This window comes from Marinobacter sp. bablab_jr003, from assembly GCF_016464245.1.
Taxonomy (GTDB): Bacteria; Pseudomonadota; Gammaproteobacteria; order Pseudomonadales; family Oleiphilaceae; genus Marinobacter; species Marinobacter vinifirmus.
In genome coordinates this window covers 1-19,357 of record NZ_JADARC010000095.1, presented here as the reverse complement: position 1 = coordinate 19,357, position 19,357 = coordinate 1, and the positions used below count along the sequence as shown (strand labels likewise).

The 19,357-nt window shown below is 58.9% G+C and carries 19 protein-coding genes; 13 read left to right on the top strand and 6 right to left on the bottom strand.

The window, feature by feature from the left end; genetic code table 11:
* Nucleotides 1-2 precede the first annotated feature (2 nt).
* From mreD to H3Z84_RS08585, 3 genes are read right to left on the bottom strand one after another with little or no spacing between them, the layout of a single operon-like run.
* The gene (mreD, locus tag H3Z84_RS08595) at nucleotides 3-479 is read right to left on the bottom strand and encodes a rod shape-determining protein MreD (RefSeq protein WP_022989687.1); all 477 of its coding nucleotides are present in this window, start codon (nucleotides 477-479) and stop codon (nucleotides 3-5) included.
* Nucleotides 479-1,345 carry a rod shape-determining protein MreC gene (gene mreC, locus H3Z84_RS08590; RefSeq protein WP_199457198.1) on the bottom strand — a complete coding sequence of 289 codons (867 nt, stop codon included), beginning with the start codon at nucleotides 1,343-1,345 and terminating at the stop codon, nucleotides 479-481. The genes mreD and mreC overlap by 1 nt, the downstream gene beginning before the upstream one ends.
* Nucleotides 1,346-1,374: 29 nt before the next feature.
* Complete coding sequence (locus H3Z84_RS08585) at nucleotides 1,375-2,415, bottom strand: rod shape-determining protein (protein WP_036219800.1); 1,041 nt, start codon at nucleotides 2,413-2,415, stop codon at nucleotides 1,375-1,377.
* A gap of 400 nt (nucleotides 2,416-2,815) precedes the next feature.
* Between H3Z84_RS08585 and gatC the strand changes: the two genes are divergently transcribed.
* From gatC to gatB, 3 genes are read left to right on the top strand one after another with little or no spacing between them, the layout of a single operon-like run.
* Nucleotides 2,816-3,103, top strand: coding sequence for an Asp-tRNA(Asn)/Glu-tRNA(Gln) amidotransferase subunit GatC (gatC, locus tag H3Z84_RS08580; protein WP_199457163.1), 288 nt, complete (start codon nucleotides 2,816-2,818; stop codon nucleotides 3,101-3,103).
* A gap of 33 nt (nucleotides 3,104-3,136) precedes the next feature.
* Nucleotides 3,137-4,594, top strand: coding sequence for an Asp-tRNA(Asn)/Glu-tRNA(Gln) amidotransferase subunit GatA (gatA, locus tag H3Z84_RS08575; protein ID WP_199457162.1), 1,458 nt, complete (start codon nucleotides 3,137-3,139; stop codon nucleotides 4,592-4,594).
* Between the two features lie 22 nt (nucleotides 4,595-4,616).
* Complete coding sequence (gene gatB / locus H3Z84_RS08570) at nucleotides 4,617-6,068, top strand: Asp-tRNA(Asn)/Glu-tRNA(Gln) amidotransferase subunit GatB (protein WP_199457161.1); 1,452 nt, start codon at nucleotides 4,617-4,619, stop codon at nucleotides 6,066-6,068.
* Between the two features lie 460 nt (nucleotides 6,069-6,528).
* On the opposite strand, the gene H3Z84_RS08565 is transcribed toward gatB, so the two are convergent.
* Nucleotides 6,529-7,476, bottom strand: coding sequence for a LysR family transcriptional regulator (locus tag H3Z84_RS08565; RefSeq protein ID WP_199457160.1), 948 nt, complete (start codon nucleotides 7,474-7,476; stop codon nucleotides 6,529-6,531).
* Nucleotides 7,477-7,608: 132 nt separating this feature from the next.
* On the opposite strand from H3Z84_RS08565, the gene H3Z84_RS08560 reads away from it, so the two are divergent.
* From H3Z84_RS08560 to H3Z84_RS08550, 3 genes are read left to right on the top strand one after another with little or no spacing between them, the layout of a single operon-like run.
* Nucleotides 7,609-9,036, top strand: coding sequence for an acetyl-CoA carboxylase biotin carboxylase subunit (locus H3Z84_RS08560; RefSeq protein WP_058341314.1), 1,428 nt, complete (start codon nucleotides 7,609-7,611; stop codon nucleotides 9,034-9,036).
* An 18-nt stretch (nucleotides 9,037-9,054) separates the two neighbouring features.
* On the top strand, nucleotides 9,055-10,863 hold the full coding sequence (oadA, locus tag H3Z84_RS08555) for a sodium-extruding oxaloacetate decarboxylase subunit alpha (RefSeq protein WP_199457159.1): 1,809 nt from the start codon (nucleotides 9,055-9,057) through the stop codon (nucleotides 10,861-10,863).
* 18 nt (nucleotides 10,864-10,881) lie between these two features.
* The gene (locus tag H3Z84_RS08550) at nucleotides 10,882-11,547 is read left to right on the top strand and encodes a carbonic anhydrase (protein WP_199457158.1); all 666 of its coding nucleotides are present in this window, start codon (nucleotides 10,882-10,884) and stop codon (nucleotides 11,545-11,547) included.
* Nucleotides 11,548-11,703: 156 nt separating this feature from the next.
* Here H3Z84_RS08550 and rimO read toward each other — a convergent pair whose 3' ends face one another.
* The gene (gene rimO / locus H3Z84_RS08545) at nucleotides 11,704-13,044 is read right to left on the bottom strand and encodes a 30S ribosomal protein S12 methylthiotransferase RimO (RefSeq protein ID WP_199457157.1); all 1,341 of its coding nucleotides are present in this window, start codon (nucleotides 13,042-13,044) and stop codon (nucleotides 11,704-11,706) included.
* Nucleotides 13,045-13,297: 253 nt separating this feature from the next.
* Here rimO and H3Z84_RS08540 point away from each other — a divergent pair, with 253 nt between their 5' ends.
* The 7 genes from H3Z84_RS08540 (at nucleotide 13,298) to H3Z84_RS08510 (ending at nucleotide 19,020) form a co-directional block, all read left to right on the top strand.
* Nucleotides 13,298-13,744 carry a PilZ domain-containing protein gene (locus H3Z84_RS08540; protein ID WP_199457156.1) on the top strand — a complete coding sequence of 149 codons (447 nt, stop codon included), beginning with the start codon at nucleotides 13,298-13,300 and terminating at the stop codon, nucleotides 13,742-13,744.
* A 146-nt stretch (nucleotides 13,745-13,890) separates the two neighbouring features.
* The gene (gene cysD / locus H3Z84_RS08535; RefSeq protein WP_199457155.1) at nucleotides 13,891-14,799 is read left to right on the top strand and encodes a sulfate adenylyltransferase subunit CysD; all 909 of its coding nucleotides are present in this window, start codon (nucleotides 13,891-13,893) and stop codon (nucleotides 14,797-14,799) included.
* 1 nt (nucleotide 14,800) lies between these two features.
* Nucleotides 14,801-16,459, top strand: coding sequence for a sulfate adenylyltransferase subunit CysN (gene cysN, locus H3Z84_RS08530; RefSeq protein ID WP_199457154.1), 1,659 nt, complete (start codon nucleotides 14,801-14,803; stop codon nucleotides 16,457-16,459).
* 230 nt (nucleotides 16,460-16,689) lie between these two features.
* Nucleotides 16,690-16,941: a type II toxin-antitoxin system Phd/YefM family antitoxin gene (locus H3Z84_RS08525; RefSeq protein WP_022989702.1), complete on the top strand. Its 252-nt coding sequence runs from the start codon at nucleotides 16,690-16,692 to the stop codon at nucleotides 16,939-16,941.
* Nucleotides 16,938-17,192: a Txe/YoeB family addiction module toxin gene (locus H3Z84_RS08520; protein WP_022989703.1), complete on the top strand. Its 255-nt coding sequence runs from the start codon at nucleotides 16,938-16,940 to the stop codon at nucleotides 17,190-17,192. Before H3Z84_RS08525 ends, H3Z84_RS08520 begins: the two co-directional genes overlap by 4 nt.
* A gap of 248 nt (nucleotides 17,193-17,440) precedes the next feature.
* Nucleotides 17,441-18,457 carry a nucleoid-associated protein gene (locus tag H3Z84_RS08515; protein ID WP_199457153.1) on the top strand — a complete coding sequence of 339 codons (1,017 nt, stop codon included), beginning with the start codon at nucleotides 17,441-17,443 and terminating at the stop codon, nucleotides 18,455-18,457.
* 47 nt (nucleotides 18,458-18,504) lie between these two features.
* On the top strand, nucleotides 18,505-19,020 hold the full coding sequence (locus H3Z84_RS08510) for a nucleotidyltransferase domain-containing protein (RefSeq protein ID WP_323126964.1): 516 nt from the start codon (nucleotides 18,505-18,507) through the stop codon (nucleotides 19,018-19,020).
* A 95-nt stretch (nucleotides 19,021-19,115) separates the two neighbouring features.
* Here the strand turns inward: H3Z84_RS08510 and H3Z84_RS08505 are convergent.
* The coding region (locus H3Z84_RS08505; protein WP_140443226.1) for a transposase at nucleotides 19,116-19,357 on the bottom strand (242 nt) is incomplete at its 5' end.

The window sequence follows — 19,357 nt, the reverse complement described above, 5'->3', positions numbered from 1 at the left end:
GGTTATCCGAGTTTGCGGTTCAGGCTGTCGAGCAGTCCAGACACGAAGGGCCAGGCGACGGCACTGGTCAGCGCCGGCCACAGGTAACTGAAGCCGGGAGTGTCGGCGCCGAACAGCTGTTTAACGAAATGCACCAGCATCTGGTTGATGCCCACTAACAGAAACACCATCAGACACTGCTGGGGCAAGGGATACATGCGCAGGCGGTGATGAACCGTCAGCACCAGGAAGGCAATCAGGGCCATGGCCATGGCGTTGACGCCCAGCGGTGTGGATTCCAGGATATCCAGCAACAGACCCAGGCACCAGGCCATCACGATGCCGAATTGAGCGGGCGCCCGGAAAGTCCAGTAAAAGACGATAAGCCCCAGCCACTCGGGGCGGAACTCGAACCAGCCCACCGGGAACCAGGAAATACTGAGCACCAGCGCCAGCACAACCGTCAGGGCAAACAGGGGGTAGCTGATCACCGACAACATCAGTTCTGCTCCTCCACTTCTCCGAGCGGTACCAGCGGGGCTTCGGCTGGCTCATCCTTATGCTGGAACACCACCAAAACCAGGCGGCTCTGGTTCAGCCGGGCCTTTGGCACGGCGACAATATCCACAAAGGGCTCGCCCGGCTCCTTGGTAATACTGCTGACCTCTGCCACCGGATAGCCCCGGGGGAAACGACCGCCCAGGCCCGAACTCACCAGCATATCGCCTTCGCGGATATCGGCAGTGTCGGGGACATGCACCAGTTCCAGTTCGTCGGTCTCGCCGTTACCCAGCAGAATCGAGCGCAGCCCGTTGCGAACCACTTCCACGGGCACGGCATGGCTGCTGTCCGACACCAGCAATACCCGGGAGGTAAACTGGCTGGTCTGGATCACCTGGCCCAGCAGGCCTTCGGCATCGAGCACCGCCTGCCCCGTGGTTACACCGTCGTTGCTGCCTTTGTTGATGACAACCTCATGGGAGAACGGGTCCGGGGAGACCGCGACCACTTCGCCGACAATCACCCGGTCATCCAGCACTTCGGAGGAGTTCAGCAGGCGGCGCAGTTCGTTGTTTTCAGACGCCAGGGCGGCGTATTTGAGGGCCCGGCGCTCGAGAATGAGCAGGCGGGTTTTGAGTTCTTCGTTTTCCTGCTGCAGGTCGTCGCGGCTGACAAACAGGCCGGAGAACCAGTCGCTGAAGCGGTAGGGCGCGTTGCCCAGCCAGTAAACGGGGCCAAGGCCGGTAGCAATCACGCTGCGCATCGGTGCCAGCTTGTCAAAACGGCCATCGGCAGCGATTAACGCTGCCGATACCAGAATCACAAGCAGAAGTCTGAAGCCGGGAACCGGCCCCTGGACGAAGATGGTCTTAATGGCTTAGCCCTCCCACAGGGTCACCCCTCCTGGGAGAACATTCCGATGCCACCGCGATCAATGACTTCCAGCGCCTTGCCTCCACCACGGGCGACACAGGTGAGCGGGTCTTCGGCGATGATCACCGGCAGACCGGTCTCTTCACTGATGAGCTTGTCCAGGCCACGCAGCAGGGCGCCACCACCGGTCAGCACGATGCCGCGCTCGGCGATATCAGAGGCCAGTTCGGGCGGAGACTGCTCCAGGGCGCTTTTCACGGTCTGGACGATCTGGGCCAGGGATTCCTGCAGGGCATCCAGGATTTCTTCACTGTTCAGGGTGAAGGCCCGGGGCACACCCTCGGCCAGGTTGCGACCGCGAACGTCGATTTCGCGCACTTCCAGGCCTTCGTAGGCGCAGCCGATTTCGTGCTTGATGCGCTCGGCGGTGGAATCACCGATCAGGCTGCCGTAGTTGCGGCGCACGTAGGTGACGATGGCTTCGTCGAATTTGTCGCCGCCGACACGTACGGAATCCGCATAAACGATGCCGTTCAGGGAGATGATGGCGATTTCGGTGGTGCCGCCGCCGATGTCGACAATCATGGAGCCGCTGGCTTCTTCTACCGGCAGGCCGGCACCGATGGCCGCCGCCATGGGCTCTTCAATCAGGAAGACTTCACGGGCACCGGCGCCCAGGGCAGATTCGCGGATGGCTTTGCGTTCTACCTGGGTGGATTTGCTGGGCACGCACACCAGTACACGGGGGCTCGGGGTGATGAAGCTGTTTTCGTGCACTTTGTGGATAAAGTGCTGGAGCATTTTTTCGGTGACTACGAAGTCTGCAATCACGCCGTCTTTCATCGGGCGGATGGCGGTAATGTTGCCCGGGGTACGGCCAAGCATGCGTTTTGCTTCGGCGCCTACGGCGGCAACCATTTTCTGGGATCCGCTGGTGCGGATGGCGACAACGGAGGGTTCGTCCAGTACGATTCCGCGATCACGTACAAAAATCAGTGTGTTGGCGGTGCCCAGGTCGATGGACAGGTCGCTTGAGAACAGGCCTCGGAGTCTTTTGATCAGCATTAGTGTAGTTTCAACCTGAGAGTTGCGGTTGCGGATGTAGAAGAATCCGGCAACTTTAGCAGTGGCGCCATTTTCAGGCAAGGCGCCATCTGTGGCGGGAGCTTACCATTCTCACATTTTTGGGCGTGTTCCGGGGCCAATCTCTGGCGGGATTCTGGTAATATGTTCGGCTTGTTTCAGACAGGTGCAAGGATGCCTTGGGGCAGGGCCTTCCAAAAACCGCTCCTTACGGCACATCCATGTGGCGCTTCTGCTCCGCCATCCATGGCTCCGCAAATTTTTGGAAGGCCCTGCCCCAAGGCATCCCCGGACGGCACAGGCAGCATCAAAACAGCCAGGCTAAACCTCCGGAGATCATTGCATTAAATTGTTTTCACACTCTTCTATTGGAGGCAACGTGAGCATTTCCCGCGAGGACATCGAAAAAGTTGCCGTGCTCGCCCGCATCAAGGTGGACGGCGAGCAGGTTTCGGCTCTGGAGAAAGATCTCGGCAATATCCTGGATCTGGTGGATCAGTTGAGTGCCGCAGATACCGATTCGGTGGAGCCCATGGCGCATCCGCTGGATGCGGTGCAGACGCTGCGGCCGGATGTGGTTACCGAGACCAATCAGCGGGAGGCGTTTCAGGCGATTGCGCCGGCTACCGAGGATGGGTTGTATCTGGTGCCCAGGGTTATTGAGTGATTTGGTCGTCCATCAGAGATTTCGGGATTTATCATGCATAACAAGTCTGTAGCAGAGCTTTCCAAAGAGCTGGAGAGTGGCAGGATTTCGAGTGTGGAGCTGACTCAGCAGTTCCTGGACCGTCTGAAAACGGAAGACGGCAAGTACAACAGCTTTATTACCATCTCCGACGAGCAGGCGCTGGCCGAGGCGAAGGCCGCTGATGAGATGCGGGCTGCCGGTAAGGCCACGGTGTGGACCGGGGTGCCGTTTGCCCATAAGGATATTTTCTGCACCAGTGGCGTTCGCACCAGCTGTGGTTCGAAGATGCTGGATAATTTTGTGCCTCCTTACGACGCCACGGTAACGGCCAATTTCAAGGCGGCCGGTGCGGTGTGTCTGGGCAAGACCAATATGGATGAGTTCGCCATGGGTTCGTCCAACGAGTCCAGTTTTTATGGCGCGGTGACCAATCCCTGGGGGCTGTCCAGCGGTGACAAGCGGGTGCCGGGTGGTTCTTCCGGTGGTTCTGCCGCTGCGGTTGCCGCGAGGCTGGTGCCGGCAGCGACGGGGACGGATACCGGCGGTTCTATTCGCCAGCCAGCGGCGCTGTGTGGCATTACTGGCCTGAAGCCGACTTACGGCCGGGTGTCCCGGTACGGGATGATTGCCTTTGCATCTTCCCTGGATCAGGGCGGGCCGATGGCGCGCACGGCAGAAGACGCGGCGCTGATGATGAATGTGATGGCGGGGCACGATCCGAAGGATTCCACCTGTATCGACCGGGAGGTTCCGGATTACACGGCCACCCTGAACGAGCCGCTTAAGGGCCTGAAGATTGGCTTGCCGAAGGAATACTTCAGCGACCAGCTGGCTCCGGCTATGGAAGAGCAGGTTCGCAATGCCATTCGCGAGTATGAAAAGCTGGGCGCGACGGTGAAGGAAGTGTCGCTGCCGAACGCGAAGCTGGCCATTGCGGCTTATTACGTGATTGCGCCGGCAGAGGCGTCCGCCAACCTGTCCCGGTTTGACGGTGTGCGTTACGGCTACCGGTGTGAAGATCCGAAAGACCTGATGGATATGTACACCCGCACCCGGGCGGAAGGGTTTGGTAACGAGGTGAAGCGCCGGATTCTGGTGGGTTCCTATGCCCTGTCCGCCGGTTACTTTGATGCTTATTACCTGAAAGCCCAGAAGGTTCGGCGTTTGATCCAGCAGGATTTCATCAATGCGTTCAAGGAAGTGGACGTGCTGATGAGCCCGGTGTCGCCAACACCGGCGTTCAAGCTGGGTGAGAAGAACACCGATCCGGTGTCCATGTACCTGGAAGACGTGTTCACCATCGCCATCAACCTGGCAGGCATTCCGGCTATGTCGGTGCCGGCCGGGTTTGTTGACGGCTTGCCGGTGGGGCTGCAGATTATCGGGGACTACTTCTCCGAGGCGCGCCTGCTGAACGCCGCCCATCAGTTCCAACAGGTGACCGACTGGCACCAGCGTGAACCCCAATAAGCCCGGACTAGGAGACGAACACATGCAGTGGGATATCGTGATCGGGCTGGAAATTCACGTTCAGCTCGCCACCCAGACCAAGATTTTCTCCGGCTCCAGCACCGCTTTCGGTGCCGAGCCCAACACCCAGGCCAACGCCGTTGACCTGGCCATGCCCGGTACCCTGCCGGTGCCCAACGAGCAGGCATTCCGCTACGCGGTGATGTTCGGCCTGGCCACCAACGCGGAAATCGGCCGCCGCTCGGTGTTCGAGCGCAAGAACTACTTCTACCCGGACCTGCCCAAGGGCTACCAGACCACCCAGCTGGCCCAGCCCATTGTCGGCCCGGGCTACGTGGACATCGACCTGGCTGACGGCAGTACCAAGCGCGTGCGTATTCACCACGCCCACCTGGAAGAAGACGCCGGTAAGTCTCTGCACGAGGACTATCATGGCATGTCCGGCATCGACCTGAACCGCGCCGGCACACCGCTGATCGAGGTGGTCACCGAGCCGGACATGACCAATGCCGAGGAAGCCGTAGCCTTCGCCAAGAAGCTGCACAGCATCGTCACCTCCCTGGGCATCTGCGATGGTGATATGTCCCAGGGCTCCATGCGCTTTGACGTCAACATTTCCCTGAAACCTAAAGGCTCCGACACCCTGGGCACCCGCACCGAAACCAAGAACCTGAACTCCTTCCGGTTCATGGAACAGGCCATTGCCCACGAAGTAGAGCGGCAGATGGACATCCTGGAAGACGGCGGCAGCATCACCCAGGAAACCCGCCTGTACAACGGCGACCGGGACGAGTCCCGCTCCATGCGCACCAAGGAAGAAGCTAACGACTACCGCTACTTCCCCTGCCCGGACCTGCTGCCGGTGGAAATCGACGACGCCTTCATCGAAGACGCCCGATCTCGCCTGCCGGAACTGCCGGATGCCCGCAAGGCCCGCTTCAAGGAGCAGTACGGCCTGAACGATTATGACGCTGGCATCCTGTCTGCCGATGCCAAACTGGCCGCGTTCTTCGAAGAAACCGCGGAACACGGCAAAGACGCCAAACTGGCCTCCAACTGGATTCAGGGCGAGTTCTCCGCCCGCCTGAACGCGGAAGAAAAGTCCGTAGCCGAAGCCCCGATCACCGGCGCACAGCTCGGTGCCATGGTGACCCGCATCGCCGATAACACATTGTCCTCTGCCGGCGCAAAGAAGGTGTTCGAAGCTCTGTGGACGGGCGAGAACGACGATGTCGACGCCATCATCGAAGCCAAGGGCCTGAAGCAGGTGTCCGACACCGGCGCCCTGGAGTCCATGGTTGATGAGGTGCTGGCCGGCATACCGGATCAGGTGGCTCAATACCAGAACGAGGACGACCCGAAGAAGCGCAAGAAGATGCTTGGCGGCTTCATGGGCCCTCTGATGAAGGCTTCCAAGGGCCAGGGTAATCCCAAGCTGTTTAATGAGATTCTCGTTCGCAAGCTTGGCGGTTGATGGTTCTGGCTAGGTGCCGAGGGGCTGACTCCGGCCCTAGCCTGTTAGATATGAGGAGGGTCGGGTTTGGGGCCCCTTCCCAAAAAACGCTCCTTGCGGCACATCCCTGTGGCGCTTCGCTCCGGCCATCCATGGCCTCCGAGATTTTTGGGAAGGGGCCCCAAACCCACCCGTTCAAACTATCGGGGCATAGGCTGTAAAAAAACTGCGCCCAGGATACTTACTTTTTCGGCCGAACCTCTCCATCACATTCTTCCAAACAGCCCGCCCTTCTATTTTTCGATTTTCTTGAGCCTATTACTCCGCGTGCCTGAAGGCCTTGGCGGGAGGTGCCTCCCAAAAATTTGCGGAGCCATGGATGGCGGAGCAGAAGCGCCACAGGGATGTGCCGTAAGGAGCGGTTTTTGGGAGGCACCTCCCGCCAAGGCCCACCACCGAAGTCGACAGGCTAGGGCCGAAACTAAGATCCCAAACGGCGAAACAGCCGCTCGAATTGGGCGATGTTTTGCTGGATGTAATCGATGAACGCCTGCATGGCCGGCGTCGGGTGCCGGGCCAGGGGGTAGACCACGCACCAACTGCGGCGCAGGGGGAAGCCGGTGATGTTGAGGGCCTGCAGGGAACCCAGGGCCAGCTCTGAAAGCACGCTGAGCTTTGGCACCACCGCCACACCCAGTCCGGCCAGGACTGCGTGCTTCACTGCATCGTTGGAACCTAGTTCCATGGTTGGCTCCATCTTCAGGCGGTGTTGCTGGCAATAGACCTCCAGCGCCAGGCGGCTGCCGGAGCCGGTTTCCCGGGTTAGCAGCTGGCTGTTGAGGAAGTCCTGAGGTGCTACAACCTCCTGCTCCAGCAGCGGATGGCCGGCCGGGACGATGGGTATGAGTTCGTTGTCGAGAAACGGCAGCGAGGTCAGCGGACGGTCCGGCGGCACCATGCCCATGATCACCAGGTCGTCGCTGTTGTCGTTCAGGCGCTGCAGTGCGGTGGCACGGTTGACCACGGCCACCGAGACGTTGACCTGAGGGTTCAGTTGCAGGAATGAGCGCAGCAGGTAGGGCACCACGTATTGCGCGGTGCTGACGGCCACCAGTTTCAGATCTCCCGCTACCCTGCCCTCCAACGCCGCCAGGCGGTTCTGCATGTCGGCCAGTTCCTGGAACACGGAGCGCACGCAGGCGGCCATTTCTTCGCCTGCCGCGGTGCAATACAGTTTTCGACCCACGTATTCGAACATGGGCATGCCCAGGGCCTGCTCCAGGTGGCGTACCTGGCTGCTGACGGCGGGCTGGGTCAGGCCCAGCAGGTCGCCGGCTTTGCTGTAGCTTTTCAGGTCGTAGACCGCTTTGAACACTTGCAGCTGCCGGAAGGTCAGGCGGTTGGCGAGTTTCTGGATACTCAGGGGCATGGGCGTTCCCGAATCAGTCTATTCATAAGATATTAGTTATACATAAGCGAAATAATATCAATTTTTCGTGATCCGTCATCCCCGTTACTCTTTTCCCACCTTCATTCGGGACGACGAGACGAGGAATCGCCCATGTTGAAGCCCACGCTTAAAAAAGTTCTGATCGCCAACCGTGGCGAGATTGCGGTGCGTATTGTCCGCGCCTGCGCCGAGATGGGCATCCGCTCGGTGGCGATTTATACCGAGCCGGATCGCTACGGCCTGCACGTGAAGCGCGCCGACGAAGCCTATTCACTGGGAGAAGACCCGCTGGCCGGCTACCTGGACCCGGCGCGGATTGTGAACCTGGCGCTGGAGACCGGCTGCGACGCCATCCATCCCGGCTACGGCTTTCTGTCGGAGAATGCCCGCTTTGCCCAGCTGTGCGAGCAGCACGGAGTTACCTTTATCGGCCCCAGGTCGGACGTTATCCACAAGATGGGCGACAAAACCCAGGCCCGGGACAGTATGCGGGCGGCCGGTGTGCCCATCACCCCGGGTTCCGAGGGCAACCTGGCGGACCTGGATCACGCGCTGAAGCTGGCCAACGAGATCGGCTACCCAGTGATGCTAAAAGCCACCTCCGGTGGTGGTGGCCGGGGCATTCGCCGGTGTGATTCTCCCGAAGAGCTGAAAACCCAGTACCCGCGGGTAATTTCCGAGGCCACCAAGGCTTTCGGTTCGGCCGAGGTGTTCATGGAAAAATGCATTGTGAACCCGCGCCATATCGAGGTGCAGGTGCTGGCTGACAGCCACGGCAATGCGATTCACCTGTTCGAGCGGGACTGCTCCATTCAGCGCCGTAACCAGAAGCTGATCGAGATTGCCCCCAGCCCTCAGCTTACCCCGGAACAGCGCCAGTACATCGGCGGCCTGGCGGTAAAGGCGGCGAAAGCGGTGGGTTACGAGAACGCCGGTACGGTGGAGTTTCTGCTTACCGGCAACGAAGTCTACTTTATGGAGATGAACACCCGGGTGCAGGTGGAGCACACCATTACCGAAGCCATCACCGGGGTGGACATTGTCCGCGAGCAGCTGCGGATCGCCGCCGGCGAACCTTTGAGCTACCGGCAGGAGGACATTTCCTACCGGGGCTATGCCCTGCAGTTCCGGATCAATGCGGAAGACCCGAAGAACGACTTTCTGCCCAGCTTCGGCCGCATTACCCATTATTACGCACCGGGCGGCCCCGGCGTGCGGGTGGATACGGCCATCTATACCGGCTATGAAATTCCGCCCTACTACGACTCCATGTGCCTGAAGCTGGTGGTCTGGGCCCTGACCTGGGACGAGGTGATTGCCCGGGGCAAGCGGGCGCTGGATGACATGCGCCTGCACGGCATTACCACCACCGCCAACTATTACCAGCAGATCCTGGACCATCCGGATTTCCGGGCCGGGGTGTTCGATACCAGCTTTGTGCCGAGCCACCCGGAGTTGCTGAACTATTCCGCCAAACGTCATCCCAGTGAAATTGCCCTGGCCATTGCCGCCACGATCGCAGCCCACGCCGGCTGGTAATCCGCAGGAGGATTTAACATGAGTAAAGCAAAGAAGATTGAAGTGACCGACGTTATCCTTCGTGACGCGCACCAGTCCCTGATTGCTACCCGCATGCGCACCGAAGACATGCTACCGATCTGCGACAAGCTGGACCAGGTGGGTTACTGGTCGCTGGAAGTCTGGGGCGGCGCCACTTTTGATGCCTGCGTGCGTTTTCTGAAGGAAGACCCGTGGGAGCGCCTGCGCCAGCTACGCCAGGCCCTGCCCAACACCCGCCTGCAGATGCTTCTGCGGGGCCAGAACCTGCTGGGTTACCGGCATTACGCCGATGACGTGGTGGAAGCCTTTGTGCAGAAAGCCGCCGACAACGGTATTGATGTATTCCGGGTGTTCGACGCCCTGAACGATCTGCGCAACCTGGAAACCGCCATGAAAGCGGTGAAAAAAGTCGGCAAGCATGCCCAGGGCACCATTTGCTACACCACCAGCCCGGTGCACACTCCTGAGCTGTTTGTTCAGCAGGCCCTGGAACTTAAAGCCATGGGTGCAGATTCCATCGCCATCAAGGATATGGCCGGCCTGCTCACCCCCTATGCCACCTTTGAGCTGGTGAAAGCCATCAAATCCGCCGTCGACCTGCCGCTGGTGATTCACAGCCATGCCACCGCAGGCCTCGCCGCCATGTGCCAGTTGAAAGCCATCGAAGCCGGTGCTGACCGGATTGATACCGCCATCTCTTCCTTTGCCAACGGCACCAGCCACCCGGCGACAGAATCCCAGGTGGCCGCCCTGAAAGGCACCGACTACGACACCGGGCTGGACCTGGAACTGCTGAGCGAGATTGCCGATTACTTCCGGGAAGTTCGCAAGAAGTACCATCAGTTCGAGAGCGAATTTACCCGGGAAGATGTGTCGGTACAGATCAACCAGGTGCCGGGCGGCATGATGTCCAACCTGGCCAACCAGTTGAAGGAACAGAACGCCCTGGACAAAATCCGGGACGTGTTCAGCGAGATTCCCCGGGTGCGGGCGGATCTGGGCTACCCTCCTCTGGTAACCCCCACGTCCCAGATTGTAGGCACCCAGGCGGTATACAACGTTCTGGCCGGGCAGCGTTACAAGACCATCACCAACGAGGTAAAGCGCTACCTGCAAGGCGGCTACGGCCATCCGCCGGCTGAGGTGAATGCGGATATCCAGAAGAAAGCCATCGGCAATGAAAGCGTAAACGAAGGCCGGCCGGCAGACCTGCTGAGCCCGGAGCTGAACAAATTGCGAGAAGACATTGGTAGTCTGGCCACCTGCGAGGAGGATGTGCTCACATACGCCATGTTCCCGGACCTCGGCCGGGAGTTCCTGCAGCAGCGCAAAGACGGCACCCTCAAGCCGGAAGAACTGCTGCCGGCCGAGCACAAGGGCCGTGACCGAATGGGCACTTCTGTGGCCACCGAATTCCGCATTGACGTGCACGGGGAAACCTACGAAGTCGCCGTTACCGGCGTGGGCGCATCCGGCCCCGGCAAGCGCAAGCTGTACCTGTCGCTGGACGGCATGCCCCAGGAAGTGGTGTTCGAGTCGCTGAATGAATACGAGGCAGCAGCCGGCGGCAGCGGCCGCAAGCAGGCCACGGATCCGGGCCATATCACCACCACCATGCCCGGCAATGTGGTGGATGTACTGGTCAAGGAAGGCGATACTGTCGCCGCTGGCCAGGCGGTGATGATCACCGAAGCCATGAAAATGGAAACCGAAATTCACACCAGCGTGGACGGCACCGTGCAGGCGGTTTACGTCACCAAGGGCGACCGGGTTACTCCGGGCGAAGTATTAATCGAGATTGCCTGACCGGCAGGAGGAAACACTATGGACCACATTGTTCGCGGCGTACTGGATTTTCGCAAGAACGTTTACCCGGAGCACAAAGACCTGTTTGGCGCCCTGGCCGACAGTCAGAGCCCGGATGTTCTGTTCTTCACCTGTTCCGATTCACGCATCGACCCGAACATGGTCACCGGCTCCAACCCCGGTGACCTGTTCATCTGCCGTAATGCCGGCAACGTGATCCCGCCCCACAGCAACGAGACCGGAGGCATGACCGCTTCCATCGAATATGCTGTGGCGGTGCTCGGCGTGCGACACATCATCGTCTGCGGCCACACCGACTGCGGTGCCATCAAAGGTGCACTGGATATCCCGGCCCTTAAGGGCCTGCCCCACGTAAAAGAGTGGCTGGGGCATTGCCGCTCGGCCATGGAGATTGTGCGGGAGCGCCACGGTATTGACGGCGATACTGCGCTGGACCCGAAATTCCTGAACGAGGCCATTGAGGAAAATGTGCTGCAGCAGGTTCAGCACCTGCGCACGCACCCTGTGGTGGCGGCCAAGCTGGCTACCGGAAAGATCGAGATTCACGGCTGGGTGTACGATATCAAGTCCGGCAACATTCGTTGCTGCGGGCGGGATAGCATCGAGTTCAAGAATTTCGATGACTATTATGCGGAGACGATTGCTCGGGTTGCTGAGGCCTGACGTCTTTGTGTGGTGTTTGGGCGGGGTGGGGATACCTTCCCTCCGGGAAAAAAGAACTCGCTTCGCTCAGACATCTTTTTTTCCTGCGGGAAGGCATCCCCACCCCACCCTTTCAGACCTTGGCCTCACACGCCAAGACCCCGCCCCTTATTCCGATCAGGCCAGTACGGCCCAGAGGTCGTGCTCGTCGGCGTGCTCCACTACGGCCCGGACAATCTGGCCTGGCTGCAGGTTGGTCTCGCCATTGAGGTAGACCATGCCGTCGATTTCCGGGGCGTCGGCCTTGGAGCGGCCGATGGCGCCTTCTTCGTCTACTTCGTCAATCAGCACATCAATGGTCTTGCCGATCTTTGCCTGCAGGCGCGCGGCTGAGATTTCTGCCTGTTTGGCCATAAAACGGGCCAGGCGTTCTTGCTTCACTTCTTCCGGCACGGCACCTTCCAGCTCATTGGCTTTTGCGCCTTCTACCGGGCTGTAGGTGAAGGCACCCACGCGGTCGAGCTGGGCTTCGTCCAGCCAGTCGAGCAGGTACTGGAAGTCTTCTTCGGTTTCACCGGGGAAGCCGACAATGAAGGTGGAACGAATGGTCAGTTCCGGGCAGATCTCCCGCCACTTCTTGATGCGCTCCAGGGTTTTGCTGTCGTGGGCGGGGCGTTTCATGGCTTTGAGCACTTTCGGGCTGGCGTGCTGGAACGGGATATCCAGGTACGGCAGGATCTTGCCTTCGGCCATCAGCGGGATGATGTCATCCACGTGGGGGTACGGATACACATAGTGCAGGCGCACCCAGACACCCATATCACCCAGCGCTTCACACAGGGACTGCATCTTGGTTTTCAGGGGCCGGCCCTGCCAGAATCCGGTGCGGTATTTGATATCCACGCCGTAGGCGGAGGTGTCCTGGGAGATCACCAGCAGTTCCTTCACGCCGGCATCCACCAGGCGCTTGGCTTCGTCCATGACATCACCAATGGGACGGCTGACGAGTTTGCCGCGCATGTCCGGGATGATGCAGAAGGTGCAGCTGTGGTTGCAGCCTTCGGAAATCTTCAGGTAGGCATAGTGGCGCGGGGTCAGCTTTATGCCCTGGGGCGGCACCAGGTCCACAAAGGGGTCATGGTCTTTATTCGGGGGCACAAACTGGTGCACTGCGCCCACCACTTCTTCATAGGCCTGGGGGCCGGAAACCGCCAGTACGCCCGGGTGGGTTTCGCGGATTTTGTCTGCTTCCACGCCCATGCAGCCGGTTACGATGACCTTGCCGTTCTCGCTGATGGCCTCGCCGATGGCGTCCAGGGATTCCTGCTTGGCGGCGTCGATAAAGCCGCAGGTGTTTACCACCACGATGTCGGCGTCGTTGTAGGTGGGCACCACGTCGTACCCGTCCAGGCGCAGCTGGGTAAGAATGCGCTCGGAATCAACCAGTGCCTTCGGGCAACCCAGGCTGATAAAGCCGACTTTTCCGCCCTTGGCGGTGTTTTCTGTTTTCTCGGTCATAACGGTTCTGCAGGAATCCCGGGGCAATGCCCCTGATGAATGTAGGCGGCGATTTTACCTCAGCAGAATTGCAACTGCAGCACTATCCTGCTACCGGTCGTGGGTGGATAATACGGATCACCGCAGACCATTCTGTGAACCATGGTTCAGATTTAATTCATAAATTTGCAATAATATGCTTCAATACCCTTGCTGGTCATAATTTGAACAACTACACTCTCTCAGCAATCAAACACCTGTTCGGAAGCCATCTATGGGAAAGGCAACACATCTGGAAACTGCATTCGCCAGAAGGGTTCGGGTCAAGCCCATCGCTGCAAGGCACAACCTGCGCAACCAGCAACGGGTGGATGTGTCTGCCGACATATTGATTGAACGAGCGGACGGCAGCCGTCTTGACTGCAAAATTGCCAACCTTTCCCGCTCCGGTGTGATGATATCCTGCTCACAGGACACTGCCCGGACACTGCTACCCGGCCTTATCCCGCCGGCTCCCGGCCAGTCGCTGGAAGTAACCACCCGTTTCAGCGTGCCGGTATTACCCACCCAACCGGTTGCCGTGGTAGCCGAAGGCAATATCGTACACATGCGCCGCGTTGCCAGGGACGAGTTTCATCTGGGCATCCGTTTCTGCGAATTTGAAGGCAACGGCTTTGATTATGTAGACCGTTACGTGGCCAAGCTGCTGGCAGGAAGCTGACCGGCATACCCGCCGGACTGCCCGCGAGTCGCTATATTTTTAGAACAAGAAGTTCTTGTTGCCCATCTTCTTATTCCATATTGCCCTCTGATATAGTCGGTTTTCTGAGTTAAAGCCCTTACTGGCCTTTGCGGCAACGGAAAACCATGACCACATACAACCTCACCCATCTCAAGCAGCTGGAAGCGGAAAGCATCCACATCATCCGGGAAGTGGCGGCCGAGTTCGACAACCCGGTAATGCTGTATTCCATCGGCAAGGATTCCGCCGTGATGCTGCACCTGGCCCTCAAAGCCTTCTACCCGGGCAAGCCCCCCTTTCCCCTGATGCACGTAGACACCACCTGGAAATTCCGGGAGATGATCGAATTCCGTGACAAGCAGGTGAGCCGTTACGGGCTGGATCTGATCGTGCACACCAACGAAGAAGGCGTGAAGCAAGGCATAGGGCCGTTCACCCACGGCAGCGCCAAGCACACCGACATGATGAAAACCCAGGCCCTGAAACAGGCTCTGAACAAGTACAAGTTTGATGCCGCCTTCGGTGGCGCGCGCCGGGATGAAGAGAAATCCCGGGCCAAGGAGCGGGTGTATTCGTTCCGGGATGAACACCACCGCTGGGATCCAAAAAACCAGCGCCCGGAGCTTTGGAATATCTACAACGGCAAGGTCAACAAGGGCGAAAGCATTCGCGTGTTCCCGCTGTCGAACTGGACCGAGCTGGATATCTGGCAATACATCTACCTGGAAAACATCGACATAGTGCCCCTGTATTTCGCCGCCGAGCGCCCGGTGGTGGAGCGCGACGGCACCCTGATTATGGTGGACGACGACCGCATGCCACTGAAAGAAGGCGAAAATCCGGTGATGAAATCGGTGCGGTTCCGGACCCTGGGCTGCTACCCCCTGACCGGCGCCATTGAATCCGGGGCCAACACGCTGCCGGAAATTATCCAGGAAATGCTGCTGGCCACCAGCTCCGAACGGCAAGGCCGGGTAATCGACCACGATTCCGCCGGCTCCATGGAACAGAAAAAGCGGGAAGGGTACTTCTGAGATGTCACACCAGTCTGAACTGATCGCCGACGATATTCTGGCGTACCTGAAACAACACGAAAACAAAGAGCTGCTGCGCCTGCTCACCTGCGGCAGCGTGGATGACGGCAAAAGCACCCTGATTGGCCGCCTGCTGCACGACACCAAAATGATCTACGAAGATCACATGGCCAGCCTGAAAACGGACAGTGCCAAGATGGGCACCACCGGTGAAAAACTGGACCTGGCCCTGCTGGTCGACGGCCTGCAGGCCGAGCGTGAACAGGGCATCACCATTGACGTGGCCTACCGCTACTTCAGCACCGACAAGCGCAAGTTCATCATTGCCGACACCCCGGGCCACGAGCAGTACACCCGCAACATGGCCACCGGCGCCTCCACCGCGCAACTGGCGATCCTGATGATCGACGCCCGCCACGGCGTAATGACCCAGACCCGCCGGCACTCGTTCATCGCCTCGCTTCTGGGCATTCGCCACATTGTGGTGGCGGTGAACAAGATGGACCTGGTGGACTTCAGCGAACAGCGCTTCAATGAAATCCGCGACGAATACCTGGCCTTTGCCACCAAACTCGGCCTGAAGGATGTCCGCTTTGTGCCGATTTCCGCCCTGGACGGCGACAACGTGGTGAACAAGAGTGAGAACACGCCCTGGTTCACCGGCCAGCCTTTGATGGAAATCCTCGAAACCGTGGAGGTCTCCCGGGACAAAAACCTGGAACACTTCCGCTTCCCGGTGCAGTACGTCACCCGCCCCAACCTCAATTTCCGGGGTTTCTGCGGTACCGTCGCCTCCGGCGTGATCCGCCCGGGCGAAACCGTGATGGCCCTGCCCTCACGGCGCACCAGCAAAGTGAAGGAAATCGTCACCTTCGACGGCAACCTGAGCGAAGCCTACATCGACCAGGCCGTGACCCTGACCCTGGAAGACGAAATCGACATCAGCCGTGGCGACATGCTGGTGAAAGCGGACGATGAGCCGGAAGTTCACAACCGCTTTAACGCCAACATTGTCTGGATGACCGATGCGCCGCTGGAAACCGGCCGCCTGTACGACATCAAGCTCGGGCCCACGTTTACCTCCGGCACGGTGAAAAAGATTCACCACCAGACCGATGTAAACACCCTGGAACAGAACCCGAACCCAAGCCAGCTTCAGCTCAACGAAATCGGCCTGTGCGAACTGACCCTGAACCAGCCCATCGCGTTCGACGCCTACCAGCGCAACCACGCCACCGGCAGCTTCATCGTCATCGACCGCCTAACCAACGTAACTGTCGGCGCCGGCATGATCGCGGGCCTGGCCGATGGGCTGGAATCGCTTGATCCGGTTACCCCGAAAGAACGCGAACGCCGCCTGGCCCAGAAACCGGCCATCATCGCCTGCACCGGCAAACAGGCCCCACAACTGGCCCTGGCCGTGGAGCGCGCTTTGTTTGACCAGGGCAAGACGGCGGTGGTGGTATCCGAAGAAAACACCGGCGACGCCGACGAACGCCGGCGCGTGGCCCAGCTGCTGACCTCCCATGGCCTGGTGGCTGTGGCGGTAAACCTGGGCACTGACATTGCCAATGCCAGCGTTTCTGCTGATTCGGAGACCGATATTCCAGCTGCGGTTGCGGGGCTCTTGCAGGACCTGGCTCGGAGTCAGCGGGTTTAAGCTCTTGATTCCCCATCCTTGGCGGGCGGGCTGCCGGGGTGGGGGATGGTTTTCTTTGGAAAAACAACTCGCTTCGCTCAGACATCTTTTTCCGGCAGAAAACCATCCCCCACCCCGACGCCGGCAGAGATTTTTAGGGGGTTCTGTAATCCAACTGTTTGTTGGTGGTTGCCACTTTTTGGCCTGCACAGTATCCTGTACAGTACAGCATTCTGTACAGGGCATATTTTATGGACGCTATAAGCTATACCGTTGCAAGAAGTAATCTGGCGAAAACCATGGAGCAGGTTTGTGAAGACCACTCACCGGTGATTATTACCCGGAGCAAGGCCCAGTCTGTGGTGATGATTTCGCTGGAGGATTACGAAGCACTGCAGGAAACCGCCTATCTGCTACGGGCACCCAAAAACGCCCGCCGATTGCTGGAATCCGTCGCTGAACTGGAACAAGGCGGCGGCCAGGAAAAGGATCTTCTTGAATGAAACTCATCTTCTCCGAGCACGCCTGGGAAGACTATTTGTACTGGCAGAGCACTGACAAAAAGGTCGTTAGTCGCATCAACAAACTTATCAAGGCGACCATGCGAGAGCCCTTCGAAGGCATCGGCAAGCCGGAGCCACTAAAGCACAACCTCGCCGGTTACTGGTCACGCCGGATTAACGAAGAAGACCGCATGGTCTACAAAGTCACCGAAGACGCCCTACTCATCGCCCAGCTCCGATATCACTACTGACAGCAAACACCCCCTTATCCTCAGCAGTTCCAGAAAAAGCCGACTTCACTCAAATGGTCTGCCGGTCGTGGGGTGGTGGTTTATTTTTCTGCCGGAAAAAGATGTCTGAGCGAAGCGAGTTGTTTTTCCAAAGAAAAATAAACCACCACCCCGCGACCCGCCCCCACAACTCGAAAGCTACAATGAATCCCACGCCGATACATGGCAAAATCCCCGCCCACCAAGATTAACCACAGGAGCTGAATAACATGGCCATCAAACACCTGCGCACTGCCTTCGCCAGCCAGTACCAGCCGGGCCAGCCCGCCCGCCTTGTTGCCGGCGAGGCCCTGCAGGAGCCCGGTGGCGATTACGAAGCCCTGCACAAGCAGATGAAGCGCCTGTTCAACAGCAAACCCGGCAAGAAATACGGCCGCTTCTCGGACGACATCGGCGAATGCCCCTTCAGCGCCTGGCTTAAAGACTATCTGGAAGACAAACAAACCTTCACCGCCATGACCGACCGCCTGTTCGGCCAGTGGCAGGAACTGCTCAACGGCAGCCAGGAAGAGTTTGATGGCCACCTGATGGTGGTTCACGACGCCCTGGCCGATTCCGAAGTGGTTTACCTGTTCATCCTCGAAACCGACGGCGCCATGCGTTTTGACGGCAGCCAGAAACTGGATGCCACGGACGTGCTGAGCCTGTCGCGCCTGAACCTCGCCGTGCGAATTGAGCTGGACGAATGGCGTAATGAAAACACCAGCGACAACTACATGACCGTCGTCCACGCCCGCGGCACCGGCGACCCCGGCGAATTGTTCCTGCGCCTGTGCGCGTTCACCAACAGCGTGGATGTGGAAAAGGAAACCATGACTTTCCTGGACGCAGTGGAAGCCTTCGCCAAGTCCAGCGAACCGGAAAAGGCCGGGGAAGTCCGCGCCAAGGCCTACGAATTCTGCAAAGACCAGCACGCCCTCGGCGAGCCGGTGGCCATCGAGGCGCTGTCCAATTATCTGGACGAAAGCCAGCCTGAGCGCTTCAAGGAATTTGCCAGCAAGAACTCAGAAATGCCCGAAACCGGCGTGCTGCACCCGGACCACCGCAAGGTCAAAAAGCTGGTGCGCATTGCCGGCTCTGGTGGGGGCATGAGCGTGTCGTTCTCATCTGACCTGGTGAACCAGGCGGTCTACTACGACCGTGACAAAGACGCCCTGACCATTACCCGCCTGCCCAAGGCTTTGCGGGAGCAGTTGCAGCGGTACCTGGAGGCTCGCGAGGACTGAGTTGTGCTTTCCTAGCCTGCTGGTTTTGGGGGCGGGTCGCGGGGTGGGTGAAGCTTTTTTCTTTGGAAAAACAACTTGCTTCGCTCAGACATCTTTTTCCGGCAGAAAAAAGCTTCACCCACCCCGCACCGGCATTGCTCCATACTGACCGCTTAGGTTTCGGATTCTATGGGGAACACTACGACGATGGTCAGTCTGATCGGGAAAGTCTATGCTTGTCTCCATGGTTGGATAATGGCGGAGTTAACAAGGGGGGCGTCACTGTGAGGTTAACGGCTGAAGAGGTACTTGTTATCAAAGCCTCTGTCAGGGAGATTTTTGGCCCGGGCGCCAGAGTGGCCCTGTTTGGGTCGCGCGCCGATGACACAGCCAGAGGGGGCGACATCGACCTGCTGGTCACTATCGACGAAGTAGCAGACCACCCTGCCTGGGATGTAGCCAGACTTCAGGCCAAAATCATCAAACAGCTAGGCGACCGAAAGATTGACATTCTATTGGATGCCCCAAATCTTGAGCGAGCCGTAATTCACCAAATTGCCCGGGCACAAGGAATTGCTCTGTGAAGGTATCACCAGAAATGCAGGAAAGGCTCAAATTTTTGGGTATACGGATTTAATGGTTGATGGGGCACCTTCACTCCATCAATCTGATACCACCCTCAGATGGTTGATAGATCGACTCCGTAGTTGAGTTCCTCTGCGAAGTCCGGCAGTCCGTAACCGATGGTTTTCTTGTAGAAAGGAGAGACCTTCGCAGTCGGTGCCTTCTTCTTGTGCTTCGTGGTGTAGAGCATTCGTGCCCGCATCACCTCGAAGGAGTAACCGCGCCCTTCACGGTTCTTGTCCTTGGCCAGTCGGTTGATGGACTCCGTGTAAGCGTTGGTGACGGGCATGTCCGTCT

Coding starts and splice junctions, on each gene's coding strand:
- mreD (WP_022989687.1), bottom strand. CDS start 479: ATGTTGTCGGTGATCAGCTACCCCCTGTTTGCCCTGACGGTTGTGCTG.
- gatA (WP_199457162.1), top strand. CDS start 3,137: ATGCATAACAAGTCTGTAGCAGAGCTTTCCAAAGAGCTGGAGAGTGGC.
- gatB (WP_199457161.1), top strand. CDS start 4,617: ATGCAGTGGGATATCGTGATCGGGCTGGAAATTCACGTTCAGCTCGCC.
- H3Z84_RS08565 (WP_199457160.1), bottom strand. CDS start 7,476: ATGCCCCTGAGTATCCAGAAACTCGCCAACCGCCTGACCTTCCGGCAG.
- H3Z84_RS08560 (WP_058341314.1), top strand. CDS start 7,609: ATGTTGAAGCCCACGCTTAAAAAAGTTCTGATCGCCAACCGTGGCGAG.
- oadA (WP_199457159.1), top strand. CDS start 9,055: ATGAGTAAAGCAAAGAAGATTGAAGTGACCGACGTTATCCTTCGTGAC.
- H3Z84_RS08550 (WP_199457158.1), top strand. CDS start 10,882: ATGGACCACATTGTTCGCGGCGTACTGGATTTTCGCAAGAACGTTTAC.
- rimO (WP_199457157.1), bottom strand. CDS start 13,044: ATGACCGAGAAAACAGAAAACACCGCCAAGGGCGGAAAAGTCGGCTTT.
- H3Z84_RS08540 (WP_199457156.1), top strand. CDS start 13,298: ATGGGAAAGGCAACACATCTGGAAACTGCATTCGCCAGAAGGGTTCGG.
- cysD (WP_199457155.1), top strand. CDS start 13,891: ATGACCACATACAACCTCACCCATCTCAAGCAGCTGGAAGCGGAAAGC.
- cysN (WP_199457154.1), top strand. CDS start 14,801: ATGTCACACCAGTCTGAACTGATCGCCGACGATATTCTGGCGTACCTG.
- H3Z84_RS08525 (WP_022989702.1), top strand. CDS start 16,690: ATGGACGCTATAAGCTATACCGTTGCAAGAAGTAATCTGGCGAAAACC.
- H3Z84_RS08520 (WP_022989703.1), top strand. CDS start 16,938: ATGAAACTCATCTTCTCCGAGCACGCCTGGGAAGACTATTTGTACTGG.
- H3Z84_RS08515 (WP_199457153.1), top strand. CDS start 17,441: ATGGCCATCAAACACCTGCGCACTGCCTTCGCCAGCCAGTACCAGCCG.